This window comes from Stutzerimonas stutzeri RCH2, from assembly GCF_000327065.1.
Lineage (GTDB): Bacteria > Pseudomonadota > Gammaproteobacteria > Pseudomonadales > Pseudomonadaceae > Stutzerimonas > Stutzerimonas stutzeri_AE.
Map to the genome: position 1 here is coordinate 3,166,310 of NC_019936.1, position 11,984 is coordinate 3,178,293.

Annotated in this window: 14 protein-coding genes and 4 tRNA genes; 8 read left to right on the top strand and 10 right to left on the bottom strand. The window is 57.5% G+C overall.

What is annotated here, in order from left to right; translation table 11 throughout:
* The first annotated feature begins 27 nt into the window (after positions 1–27).
* The 4 genes from flgA to PSEST_RS14475 all read left to right on the top strand — a co-directional run bounded on the left by flgA (position 28) and on the right by PSEST_RS14475 (position 2,523).
* Positions 28–768 carry a flagellar basal body P-ring formation chaperone FlgA gene (gene flgA / locus PSEST_RS14460; protein ID WP_041756714.1) on the top strand — a complete coding sequence of 247 codons (741 nt, stop codon included), beginning with the start codon at positions 28–30 and terminating at the stop codon, positions 766–768.
* A 113-nt stretch (positions 769–881) separates the two neighbouring features.
* Positions 882–1,211: a flagellar biosynthesis anti-sigma factor FlgM gene (gene flgM, locus PSEST_RS14465; RefSeq protein WP_015277721.1), complete on the top strand. Its 330-nt coding sequence runs from the start codon at positions 882–884 to the stop codon at positions 1,209–1,211.
* A gap of 36 nt (positions 1,212–1,247) precedes the next feature.
* Positions 1,248–1,718: a flagella synthesis protein FlgN gene (locus PSEST_RS14470; protein WP_015277722.1), complete on the top strand. Its 471-nt coding sequence runs from the start codon at positions 1,248–1,250 to the stop codon at positions 1,716–1,718.
* A 58-nt stretch (positions 1,719–1,776) separates the two neighbouring features.
* A complete protein-coding gene (locus PSEST_RS14475) occupies positions 1,777–2,523 on the top strand; it encodes a flagellar brake protein (RefSeq protein ID WP_015277723.1) in 747 nt (248 codons plus the stop codon).
* A gap of 92 nt (positions 2,524–2,615) precedes the next feature.
* Here PSEST_RS14475 and PSEST_RS14480 read toward each other — a convergent pair.
* Positions 2,616–2,692, bottom strand: a tRNA-Arg gene (locus PSEST_RS14480).
* Positions 2,693–2,950: 258 nt separating this feature from the next.
* Between PSEST_RS14480 and PSEST_RS14485 the strand changes: the two genes are divergently transcribed.
* The 3 genes from PSEST_RS14485 (at position 2,951) to PSEST_RS14495 (ending at position 3,943) form a co-directional block, all read left to right on the top strand.
* Positions 2,951–3,163, top strand: a complete 213-nt coding sequence (locus PSEST_RS14485) for a hypothetical protein (RefSeq protein WP_015277724.1) — start codon at positions 2,951–2,953, stop codon at positions 3,161–3,163.
* 42 nt (positions 3,164–3,205) lie between these two features.
* A complete protein-coding gene (locus PSEST_RS22520; RefSeq protein ID WP_015277725.1) occupies positions 3,206–3,391 on the top strand; it encodes a PA3371 family protein in 186 nt (61 codons plus the stop codon).
* Positions 3,392–3,616: 225 nt separating this feature from the next.
* The gene (locus tag PSEST_RS14495; protein ID WP_041756717.1) at positions 3,617–3,943 is read left to right on the top strand and encodes an Arc family DNA-binding protein; all 327 of its coding nucleotides are present in this window, start codon (positions 3,617–3,619) and stop codon (positions 3,941–3,943) included.
* 304 nt (positions 3,944–4,247) lie between these two features.
* Here the strand turns inward: PSEST_RS14495 and PSEST_RS14500 are convergent, their stop codons facing one another.
* From PSEST_RS14500 to mgtE, 4 genes are all read right to left on the bottom strand, one after another.
* A complete protein-coding gene (locus PSEST_RS14500) occupies positions 4,248–5,384 on the bottom strand; it encodes a sodium ion-translocating decarboxylase subunit beta (protein WP_015277727.1) in 1,137 nt (378 codons plus the stop codon).
* A 10-nt stretch (positions 5,385–5,394) separates the two neighbouring features.
* Entirely contained in the window at positions 5,395–7,173 is a 1,779-nt protein-coding gene (gene oadA, locus PSEST_RS14505; protein WP_015277728.1) for a sodium-extruding oxaloacetate decarboxylase subunit alpha, read from the bottom strand.
* 22 nt (positions 7,174–7,195) lie between these two features.
* Positions 7,196–7,438, bottom strand: coding sequence for an OadG family protein (locus PSEST_RS14510; protein WP_015277729.1), 243 nt, complete (start codon positions 7,436–7,438; stop codon positions 7,196–7,198).
* A gap of 140 nt (positions 7,439–7,578) precedes the next feature.
* Positions 7,579–9,015 (bottom strand): magnesium transporter, encoded by a 1,437-nt coding sequence (gene mgtE, locus PSEST_RS14515; protein WP_015277730.1) that lies wholly within the window; start codon positions 9,013–9,015, stop codon positions 7,579–7,581.
* A gap of 335 nt (positions 9,016–9,350) precedes the next feature.
* On the opposite strand from mgtE, the gene PSEST_RS14520 reads away from it, so the two are divergent.
* Positions 9,351–9,833, top strand: coding sequence for a DUF4124 domain-containing protein (locus PSEST_RS14520; RefSeq protein WP_015277731.1), 483 nt, complete (start codon positions 9,351–9,353; stop codon positions 9,831–9,833).
* Between the two features lie 51 nt (positions 9,834–9,884).
* Here PSEST_RS14520 and PSEST_RS14525 read toward each other — a convergent pair.
* From PSEST_RS14525 to PSEST_RS14545, 5 genes are all read right to left on the bottom strand, one after another.
* Positions 9,885–9,961: transfer RNA gene (locus PSEST_RS14525), tRNA-Arg, on the bottom strand.
* Positions 9,962–10,031: 70 nt separating this feature from the next.
* Positions 10,032–10,108, bottom strand: a tRNA-Arg gene (locus PSEST_RS14530).
* 109 nt (positions 10,109–10,217) lie between these two features.
* Positions 10,218–10,308: transfer RNA gene (locus PSEST_RS14535), tRNA-Ser, on the bottom strand.
* A 62-nt stretch (positions 10,309–10,370) separates the two neighbouring features.
* Positions 10,371–10,556: a carbon storage regulator CsrA gene (csrA, locus tag PSEST_RS14540; RefSeq protein WP_003283978.1), complete on the bottom strand. Its 186-nt coding sequence runs from the start codon at positions 10,554–10,556 to the stop codon at positions 10,371–10,373.
* Between the two features lie 180 nt (positions 10,557–10,736).
* On the bottom strand, positions 10,737–11,975 hold the full coding sequence (locus PSEST_RS14545) for an aspartate kinase (RefSeq protein WP_015277732.1): 1,239 nt from the start codon (positions 11,973–11,975) through the stop codon (positions 10,737–10,739).
* Between the last annotated feature and the right edge of the window lie 9 nt (positions 11,976–11,984).

Below are 11,984 nucleotides of genomic sequence, written 5' to 3' on the forward strand. Positions count from 1 at the left end.
TGCTTTGGTTGGGATATGAACGTCCATATGACCATTTTCCGGCGCAGTCGCCAGATGCTGTGCGGCTACTTGCTACTCACAGCGCTGTGCGCGATGAGTCAATTCACACACGCATCAACCATGTCACACCCTGACCAGCTTATCGACGTGACTGAGCAGTTTCTTGAGCGCGCAGTAGTGGACTATTTAAATCGCAGCAGCATCGTTGCGCGCCACGAAATCGCAGTCAGCCGCCTGGACCCCAGACTGCGCCTGAATCAATGCGACCAGCCGCTTGCGGCGAGCTTCGCTAATTCTGCGCCCCCCATAGGACGAGTCACGGTACGGGTAAGTTGCGAAGGCAATGCCCCCTGGTCAGTGTTCGTCCCGGCGCAGGTCCGACTCTACCGCGAGGTGGTCGTCGCCAATCGATCATTACTGCGTGATACGGTATTGGCCGACGCTGATGTGAGCCTCGCCGAGCGGGACGTGTCGAACCTCAACCAAGGCTATCTGACGCGACTCGACGAAGTACTGGGCAACAAGCTCACCCGCCCCGTACAGCCAGATCAGGTGATCACACCCAACCAAATGGAGCTGGCCAAGGTCGTACGGAAAGGCGATCAGGTCGTCATTACAGCCAGGAGCGGATCCATCAGCGTCCGGATGCCAGGCGAGGCGATGACGGATGGCGTCCCGGGCAAGCAGATCCCTGTTAAAAACCAGCGCTCTGGTCGAATAATCAAAGCCCGCGTTACTGGCCCCGGTCAGGTTGAAGTTGCAATGTAGCTGCAATGGGCCTGGCGCACTTTTCCGGTGTGCGATCCCGAAAAAAAAGCTAAAGTTTGCTCCATTGTTGCCGAACACATGGCAAGCGTCCTGATTCCTTCGAGGTTTGCATCATGGTCATCGACTTCAATCGACCGAACAGCCCATTGAACGCCCCTAACGGGCGCAGCAGTGTGCAAGGTAACGAGCGTCCCACCGGCACCCCAGCAGAGCCCGCAGGCGACGCACCGAAAACCGGCAGCGCGAGTACCAGCACTGGTGACACCGTACAGCTGAGCCCCGAAGCCCAGCGCCTGCAACAGGCGACCGACAAGCTCAACGAGCAACCTGCGGTCGATCAGGAGCGGGTATCCAAGCTTAAGCAGGCCATTGCTGACGGTTCCTATCAGGTCGACAGCAAGCGTGTTGCAGCCAAGTTATTGGCTTTCGAAACGCAGCGCTGAGCCTGATCCCACTCGCGAGCACGCCCAGAGTCTGAAATGAACGAAACCACCCTGCTGGAGCAGCTGACCGATGATATCGGCATGGCCCGCGAACTCCTTGAGCTGATCGACCAGGAATTCAAAGCACTGAGCGATCGCAACCTGACGGAGCTGGAAGCGCTGCTCACCAAGAAGCAGCCGTTGCTTGCTCTGCTTGGCCAGCACGGAGCCCTGCGCAGCCAGTGGCTGATAGATCAGCAGCTGAGCGCCGATCGTGCAGGACTGGAAAATGCCGTGAGCAAATACCAAGAAGGCGCCAGCATTCTGGAAACAGCTCAGCTGCTCGAAGCCGAGCTTGAGAACTGTCGTGGCGCCAACGAGCGCAATGGCCGATTGATCCGCGCGAACCAGGGAGCACTTGGAAGCATGTTAAGCATTCTCCAAGGCAAGGACGACACGCCCAGCCTGTATGACAATCGCGGCGGCGCCTCCAAAAGCAAGCAGCAGCGGCCCCTGAGCCAAGCCTGAATCAACGCACCAGGACACAACGTGATGGTTATGAAGATGTGCCAGGGATCCGCGGACCGTGTCTAGCCTACTTCTGGACGAAGAAGGTCCGCAGCCGCCGAAACTTCTTACGGCGCCCCTAGAGATATACGCCAATCTGCGGCCACTCATCGATAACAACACCCCCCTCACCCTGCGCTTTAACGAGCGTAGTCAGCGTTATCAGACCTTCCTTGTGGAAATGAATCGCGAGACCGGTTGGATTGCGCTCGACGAATTGATTCCGAATGATGGCGAGCGCTTCCTGTTACAGGGCGAAGCCTTTCATATCGAAGGCTTCTATGAGGGAGCACGGGTTTCCTGGGCGAATGACGAGAAAGTCCACGTCGGCGAAATAGATGGCGCTCGCTGTTACTGGATACCGACCCCAGCGGAACTGACCTACCATCAGCGCCGCAACGCCTACCGCGCGCAACTGAAAGAGCCAGCCGTTGCCGCCCAGCTTGGTGGTGCCGCTTTACGCAAAGCATTGGAAGGCAGGCTGCTCGATATCTCAGCTACTGGCTGCAAGCTCAGCATCAAAGGCAATCAACAAGCCAGCCTGCAAACCGGACAGGTGTACGAGCTGTCAGCAAGATTATCGATAGGGACCATCCAGGCAGCAGTCGAGCTGCGACATCTGGTGATTGATGAGAAGCTTGATGCTTCCCTATGCGGACTGCGCTTTCACCGCCTTAGCGGCCTCACACAACGCCACATCGAGCGCCTGGTCTATCAACTGCAGCGCGACGCCCGTCGCGAGACGGCCGAAAGCCCTTTCGGCTAACGCATCAGCGATCCCACCGCCGCAAGCGCAGCCCCAGCCTTACCGCCCAGACTGAGGAAAACTCGTCTAAACCGGTGCCACGAACGAGAAAATGGCGTCCCAGAGAGGGGTCGAACCTCCAACCTTCCCCTTAGGAGGGGGATGCTCTATCCGATTGAGCTACTGGGACGTAATTGCGCGCCGAATGTTAGCGAGCCAAACACCATTTGTCATGCCTAAGGCCGTTATTGCTGACTTCTACACGAACTCAGCCTGGCCATTCTTGCATATTGCACGACGCCATAAGGCCTGCCGTGCAAAGCGCACGCCAAACACATCCTATAATTGATATAACTAATTGATTTCAAAGGATTTTATTTACTATCAGTCTTGGCATACCTGCTGCAAAGGAGAAGCAACCTAAACGTGACGCGAAGGATGACGCCTCATGAAACAGCCGGTTTATCTCCTCACCGCAGGTTTCGCACTTGCCGCGCTGACCGCCTTGCAATTGCCAGCCGCACAAACACCATCGCCACGGGTTGAAATGAATATGCAGCCGACCTTTCAGCGCACCAGCGCAGATGAGGGTGCTCGGGTCATCACCCTCACCGGCAGCGAAACCAACACACGTCCACAGCCTCAGCGCTGGGTTTTTTAAGCCGCCTCGAAACGCAATCGTTCCAAAAAGGAGAGAGGTTCGATGTCAAAATTCGCACTTACCTGTTTAGCCATGACTGCCGCATGCCTGTACGGAGCCTTCCTAGCCCCAGAGCTCACGAACAGTCTCATCCAGGCGAGCCGGGCCGGAATAGGTGTCTTTGGCACGCTGTTCATTCTGGCGATGCTTATCGGGCGCAGGATCAAATTCGACCCAGTGCTTCGCTAGCTGATGATGATGAGCAGGTCCGGATCCGCATAGGGCACTGCTTCACAATAGAGGCACATTGATGGCACAGCGACTTTACTAATCGCTCAGACGACGTACAATTGGCGCCATGAAGCCGTCTAGAGATTTTTCGGTGATAAGACGGAACAGCAAGTACTGTTGGTTGTCAGACCGGTGACCACCCCGGCAATACGCCAGCACGCCCACCTGACTAACCGGTTAATTATGCGCCCTATGAAACAGGCAGTTTATTCCAGCCGCACGGCTGACAAGTTCGTCGTTCGCCTTCCCGATGGCATGCGCGAGCGCATCGCTGAAGTCGCACGCAACCACCATCGCAGCATGAACTCAGAGATCATTGCGAGGCTGGAGCAGAGTCTTTTACAGGAAGGTGCGCTGGACGATGATCTCAGCATGCGCTTGGACAGTCCTGAGCTTTCCCTGCATGAGCGAGAGCTTTTGCAACGCTTCAGACAGCTCGCGCATCGCCAGCAGAACGCGCTGATCGCCCTGATTGCGCAGGATACCGAGCTGAACAAAGAAGACGACTAATTGATCGCGTGGCGTGAGAGGCAACAGCCGCCTCACGCCGCCTGCTCTGCAGGCTCGAGTAAAGTAGACCCCGCCTCCCCTGCGCCTCACCAAACACGACCCAGCCTAATCATGGCGCAGACCGCGCTTATCGTGCCGGCAAGGCAAAGACTAGACTGCGCGAGGCCGCCCCCCCCCCCGAATCATCAAATGCGGCAACGAACGCTTCGCTGTGGCCCCGCCGCGCCATCGAATGATTGGTCATGAGGACTGCTTGTGACACTCCAGGCGAGTCCGCCGACCGCCTGGATATGAGGGAGCTTGTTCAGCCGACGAAGTTGAGCAGAACGCCTGCTGCAACGGCAGAGCCAATGACGCCCGCCACGTTCGGCCCCATGGCATGCATCAGCAGGAAGTTTTGAGGGTTCGCCTCCAAACCGACCTTGTTAGAGACACGGGCCGCCATCGGGACCGCCGAAACCCCAGCAGAACCAATCAGCGGATTGATCTTATTCTGGCTGAAGCGGTTCATGATCTTGGCCATGAAGATCCCGGCCGCGGTCCCACCGCAGAAGGCAACCATTCCCAGGACGAGAATGCCCAGGGTCTTGATCTGCAAAAACGCCTCAGCAGAAAGTTTCGACCCCACCGTTAGACCAAGCGCGATGGTGACGATGTTGATCAGTGCATTGCGTGACGTGTCGGCCAGGCGGTCTACAACGCCGCATTCGCGCAACAAGTTGCCAAACGCGAACATACCTACCAGCGGAGCCGCATCGGGCAATAACAGGCCCACCAGAAGGCAGAGCACCAACGGAAAGACAATCTTCTCGACCTGACTGACATGACGCAGCTGCGTCATGACAATCGCGCGCTCTTCCTTGGTAGTAAGTGCGCGCATGATGGGTGGCTGGATCAAGGGCACCAGCGCCATGTAGGAATAGGCGGCCACTGCAATCGGACCGAGAAGCTCCGGCGCCAGTTTGGACGTTACAAAGATGGACGTAGGACCATCCGCGCCTCCAATGATGGCGATCGATGCCGCTTCGCGCAGGGTGAACTCCATACCTGGAATTCCAGCCGCTGTGAGAGCCAGGGCACCGAGCAGGGTAGCAAAGATACCGAACTGCGCAGCCGCACCGAGCAACAGGGTCTTAGGATTGGCAAGCATCGGACCGAAGTCCGTCATGGCGCCGACGCCCATGAAAATCAGCAGCGGAAAGACGCTGGTCGGCAAGCCCACTTCATAAAACAAATGAAGGATTCCCGCGCCCTCTCCCATATTAGCGACTGGAATATTGGCCAGAATGCCGCCGAAACCGATCGGTATCAGCAGCAGAGGCTCGAATCCTTTGCGGATAGCCAGATAGATCAATCCAAGGCAGACCAGGATCATCAGCGCCTGCCCTGGCTCCAGATGATAGAGACCGGTCCCTTGCCACAGCTTGAGCAACTTATCCATGCAACTCCCCTTAAGCGATGCTCAATAAGCTGTCGCCGACCGAAACCGCGTCGCCAACCTTTACATTGACCGAGGCAACCGTGCCGGCCTTGAAGGCCCGGATTTCGGTTTCCATCTTCATGGCCTCGAGGATGATCACCAGGTCGCCTTCCTGAACCAACTGTCCCGGCTGCACAAGCACCTTGAAGATATTTCCAGCCAACGGCGCCGCCTGAGGTTCGCCACTGGTTGGCGCAACCGCAGCGGTGCTGGCGGCATTCGCCGGAGCGCCACCGAGGGGTTTGATACCCTCGATATCACCGCCGTCTGAAACCTGCACAACGAACGATTTGCCATTGACGTCTACGGTATACACCTCCGGCTTGCCAGGTTCGCGCGCCGGCAAATCGCTGCCATTTGGCGCGGGTTCGAACGCAGCAGGGTTGCCTCGGTTCTCGAGGAATTTCAGTCCGATCTGAGGAAACAACGCATAGGTCAGAACATCATCAATCGAGTCCGCCGCCAGGGTAATGTTCTTTTCTTGCGCCAGCCCCTTGAGCTCGACGGTCAAGCGCTCCATCTCCGGCTGTAGCAAGTCGGCAGGACGGCAAGTAATCACCTCGGCACCGTCCAGTACGCGCGCTTGCAGCGCCGAATTGAACGGAGCCGGCGCCGCTCCGTACTCCCCCTTGAGCACACCAGCCGTCTCCTTGGTAATCGACTTGTAGCGCTCGCCGGTCAGGACGTTGATGACGGCCTGCGTGCCGACAATCTGCGAGGTCGGAGTTACCAGCGGAATGAAGCCCAGGTCCTCGCGGACTCGCGGTATTTCCGCGAGGACGTCATCGAATTTGTCCAGGGCGCCTTGCTCCTTGAGCTGGCCTTCCATGTTGGTCAGCATGCCACCCGGGACCTGAGCCACCAGGATCCGGGAATCGACACCTCGCAACGTCCCTTCGAACTTTGCGTACTTTTTGCGCACCTCACGGAAGTACGCTGCGATTTCTTCGAGCAACTCCAGATTCAGGCGAGTATCGCGATCTGTCCCCTGGAAAATCGCGACTACCGACTCAGTCGGCGAGTGGCCGTACGTCATCGAAAGCGAGGAAATAGCGGTATCGACATTGTCGATACCGGCCTCGACGGCCTTCAGAATCGCGGCAGTGGACAGGCCAGCGGTGGCATGACACTGCATATGGATCGGAATGGCGAGACTGGCCTTCAAACGCGAGACAAGCTCGAAAGCCATATACGGCGTAAGGATGCCGGCCATGTCCTTGATCGCTACAGAGTCGGCCCCCATGTCTTCGATCTGCTTGGCCAGGTCAACCCACATTTCCAGGGTATGCACCGGACTGGTGGTATAGGAAATGGTGCCCTGCGCATGCTTGCCTTGTTGCTTGACCGCGCGCAGAGCGGTTTCCAGATTGCGCGGATCGTTCATCGCATCAAAAACACGGAACACGTCGACGCCGTTGACAGCAGCCCGCTCGACGAACTTCTCCACCACATCGTCGGCGTAGTGGCGGTAGCCCAAGAGGTTCTGTCCACGCAGCAACATTTGCTGGCGGGTGTTGGGCATAGCCTTTTTGAGTTCTCGGATACGCTCCCAGGGGTCTTCTCCCAGGTAACGGATACATGCATCAAAGGTCGCTCCGCCCCAACTCTCGACCGACCAGAAGCCGACTTGATCGAGCTTAGCGGCGATCGGCAGCATGTCTTCCAGGCGAACACGGGTGGCAAGGATGGATTGGTGCGCGTCACGCAGCACCACGTCGGTAATGCCGAGCGGCTGTTTAGCAACTGTCATGGAAGGAACTCCCTGTCCAGAGTCATCCGCGTCGCGCGCGGTGTTGATGAATCGCGGCCTGGATGGCTGCAAGAGTATCCGCATCTGTTTCAGCACTCGCTGCCTGGGCAGCCGCTACCTGAAGCGGCTGCTCGCTGACGAAGCGGCCGGTCAGATAGGACATCAGGCGAATGCAAAGGATCAACAGAACGAGGAAGGCGAAGACGAAACCGATGCCGAACAGCATGAGTTCGACGCCTTCGAGCAGGAGTTGGCTGGGGGTCATCGGGAGTTCCCTTGTCAGCAGCTCAAGCTGCTTGTTATTCGCTGCGTTAGTTCGGACACGTTTCGCGACACACGAAACGGCCGAACCTTAGCCCGAAACAGCGAAACAAGGCAAACCCCAATAAAGCGCGAAAACGCCAGTTACAGCAGAAAAATTGTCGCCAATCCGAGGAAAATGAAGAACCCGCCACTATCGGTCATGGCAGTAATCATCACGCTAGCCCCCATCGCCGGGTCACGCCCAAGCCGGGCCAGCGTCATCGGGATAAGGACCCCCATGAGCGCCGCAAGCAACAGGTTCAACGTCATCGCTGCCGTCATCACCACGCCTAGAGACCAGCTACCGTATAGCCAATAGGCAACTGCACCGATTACCCCACCCCACACCAGACCGTTGACCAAGCCAACGCCAACTTCCTTGCGCAACAGCCTGGCAGTATTACCCGTGCCCACCTGATCAAGAGCCATGGCCCTTACGATCATGGTGATCGTCTGGTTGCCAGAGTTGCCGCCGATGCCTGCGACAATTGGCATCAGGGCTGCCAGGGCCACCAGCTTCTCGATAGAGCCATCGAAAAGGCCGATCACCCGCGACGCAATGAAAGCGGTAACCAGATTGACTGCCAGCCAGGCCCAACGGTTACGGACGGATTTCCAGACCGAGGCAAAGATATCTTCCTCCTCGCGCAGACCAGCCATGTTGAGCACTTCGGTTTCGCTCTCTTCACGGATCAGGTCGACCATCTCATCGATAGTCAGACGGCCGATGAGCTTGCCGCTCTTGTCGACTACTGGAGTCGATACCAAGTCGTAGCGTTCGAATGCCTGGGCGGCGTCGTAGGCATCTTCATCCGGATGAAATGTCACCGGATCACTGGCCATGACCTCCGCTACCTGTTTTTCCGGATCATTCACCAGTAGCCGCTTGATGGGCAGCACACCCTTGAGCACGCCGTCGTAATCGACCACGAACAGCTTATCGGTGTGGCCTGGCAGCTCCTTGAGCCGCCGGAGATAACGAAGCACCACTTCCAGGCTAACGTCCTCTCGGATCGTCACCATCTCGAAGTCCATCAGCGCCCCGACCTGATCCTCTTCGTAAGACAGAGCCGAACGGACTCGCTCACGCTGTTGAGCATCAAGGGTTTCCATCAGCTCGTGGACGACGTCACGCGGCAGTTCGGGCGCCAGGTCGGCCAGCTCGTCCGCGTCCATTTCTTTAGCAGCGGCAAGCAGCTCGTGATCGTCCATGTCGGCGATCAGCGTTTCCCGAACCGCATCGGAGACTTCGAGCAGGATGTCGCCGTCGCGCTCGGCCTTGACGAGCTGCCAGACGGTCAATCGCTCATCAAGCGGTAGCGCCTCGAGGATGTGCGCGACGTCCGCAGGGTGCAGCTCGTCGAGTTTGCGCTGCAGCTCAACGAGGATCTGTCGCGGGTCTTCGCCGGGCTCGCCTTGCAGGCCGTCCTGGCGATACTCAAGATCCTCACCAAGGCGGTAGCGCTGGAGCAATTCGACCACCTGCGCCAGGCGGTCTTGCAAGGTCTCTTGAGGCTTTTTTGCTTCTACTTCTGTCATGGCGCACTCCACCCCCGGCCGGGGAGTGCGCCAGGGGAAATCAATCAATCAGTACGTGATTGGCAAACTGGAAACTTGAGCGACTACTGGGTAAGTCCATAAGGGAAGGTTGTTCCACAGACCCTAGGGGGCAGATGCGGCAATCATAACATCGCGCTCGCCGGCACGACGCGCTCAAGCGCAGCCATTGCAGATAGCCGGGATTGAACTGCGCAAATCGACGGTGGCGAAGCCGACATTCTGTCGACGCCTTCACGCCGCGGCGAGACACGAATGAACGGGCAGCTTTTATTGAGTAGCCTGAGCGACCAGTCGTTCAGTCATGGAGGACGAACATGAAAGTACTGATAGTTGGCGCAAGCCTTTTCCTAATCGCCGCCCCGGCATTTCCAGCGAGCGTGTTTCGCTGCGTTGACCAATCGGGGCACGTCACCTTCAGCCAGCAAGGATGCCCGGAAACACAACACCAACAGCGACAACAGACAGCAAACCCAGCACCCGGGTCCGGCAAAGCCGTGCTGATGGCGCCTCCACGGAGCAAAAGCGATGCGGCTCGCAGCGGGAATGCCGGATTGGCCATCGTGGCAGAGAAAGATGACGGATGCGGCAACCGGGTGAACGGAAGCGCACGACGCAGCGCGATCATCAGCAAACAGATCCGCACTGGCATGACGCGCCGGGACGTCGAAAGCGCCTTAGGCCGGCCGGAGAATGTAACCAGCAACAACGGCCGGGACCGCCTGCGCTTTCGCGATAGCAGCGGTCAGGTGCGCACGGTCAGTTTCGACGAGCACGGCTGCGTGCAGGGCAAGCGCTGACCGAAGCGAAAACGAAAAAGGGCCTGCATCGCTGCAGGCCCTTCTCTTGATTGGCGCACTCAGGAGGATTCGAACCTCCGACCGCTCGGTTCGTAGCCGAGTACTCTATCCAGCTGAGCTATGAGTGCATAAGTGATTGATAGACCAGTTCACTACTGGTTTCTTGAACAACCCGCATTTCTGCATATCGTTCGAGTATGGCGCACTCAGGAGGATTCGAACCTCCGACCGCTCGGTTCGTAGCCGAGTACTCTATCCAGCTGAGCTATGAGTGCGCTGAGCGTGCGCATTATAGGGAGTAAACATTGAGGGTCAAGCACTTTGCCGTAACGCTTTTCAGTGAAACAGGCTGCCGCGAGAATCAAAAAACCCTAGAACGCAAAATGGCGGAGAAGGGGGGATTCGAACCCCCGACACCCTTTTGAGGTGTACTCCCTTAGCAGGGGAGCGCCTTCGGCCACTCGGCCACCTCTCCGCAACACGGGGCGCATAATACCCATCTTTACCCCGTTTGCAAAGCCAAAAATTACAGAAAAATTAGTGGCTTGGTTCCTGATCCTTCTCTTTCTGGATCCGTTGGTAAATCTCCTCGCGATGCACCGCCACCTCCTTGGGCGCATTGACGCCGATACGTACTTGGTTTCCTTTCACACCCAACACGGTGACAGTCACGTCGTCACCCACCATGAGGGTTTCTCCAACCCGGCGAGTCAGAATCAGCATTCCTTTCTCCTTAAACGGATTCAGTTCAGTAAACAGTCTGCAAAGAAAAATACGGAAAATATCCGTAAAACATTGAAGCTAGAGCCTTTCACCAGCTATTGACCCGCACGTGTGAACCTAAAGTTCCTTTTCGCGCGGCCCAATACGACAGAAGGCGCGGACTAGCGCGCCTTCTGAGAATCATTCCGCAGTATTACCGGCCGGAGCGTCCAATTCAAACGCGGTATGCAACGCACGCACGGCAAGCTCGAGGTATTTCTCCTCGATTACCACTGACACTTTGATCTCCGACGTCGAAATCATCTGAATGTTGATGTTTTCCTTGGCCAACGCCTCGAACATCCGACTGGCAACGCCAGCGTGTGAGCGCATCCCGACACCCACAATGGACACCTTGGCAATATCCGTGTCACCAATGACTTCGCGAGCGCCCATTTCCGCAGCGATGCCCTGCAGTACCTGGAGGGCGTTGTTGTAATCGTTGCGATGCACCGTGAAGGTGAAATCGGTGGTGTTATCGTGCGCAACGTTCTGCACGATCATATCCACTTCGACGTTCGCCGCACTGATCGGCCCGAGGATCTTGAAAGCGACGCCGGGTGTATCTGGCACACCACGGATGGTCAGCTTGGCCTCGTCGCGATTGAAGGCGATGCCGGAAATGATGGGCTGTTCCATGGATTCCTCTTCATCAAGGGTAATGAGGGTACCCGGACCCTCCTGAAAACTGTGCAGAACACGCAGCGGGACACTGTACTTCCCGGCGAATTCGACGGCTCGAATCTGAAGCACCTTGGAGCCGAGGCTGGCCATTTCCAGCATTTCCTCGAAGGTGATCTTGTCCAGTCGCTGAGCCTTGGCAACGACCCGGGGATCGGTGGTGTAGACACCATCAACATCGGTGTAAATCTGGCACTCATCAGCCTTCAGCGCCGCAGCCAGCGCCACGCCCGTGGTGTCGGAGCCGCCACGGCCCAGTGTCGTGATATTGCCTTTCTCGTCCACACCCTGGAAACCTGCGACCACAACCACACGACCGGCCTTGATATCACGCTGGATGCGCTGCCCATCGATCTGCAGGATTCGCGCCTTGGTGTGCGCACTGTCGGTGAGGATCCTGACCTGATTGCCAGTGTAGGAAACTGCCGGAACGCCGCGCTTGATCAGCGCCATCGCCAGCAGCGCGATGGTTACCTGCTCACCAGTGGACACCATCACATCAAGCTCGCGGGGGACCGGCTGTTCGCTTATCTGCTTGGCAAGATCGATCAGTCGGTTGGTTTCGCCGCTCATGGCCGAGACGACCACGACGATATCATCACCACCTTCGCGGAATTTCTTGACCTTCTCGGCCACCTGTTCGATCCGCTCGACGGTGCCTACCGAGGTGCCCCCAAACTTCTGTACGATCAAAGCCATTGTTAGCCG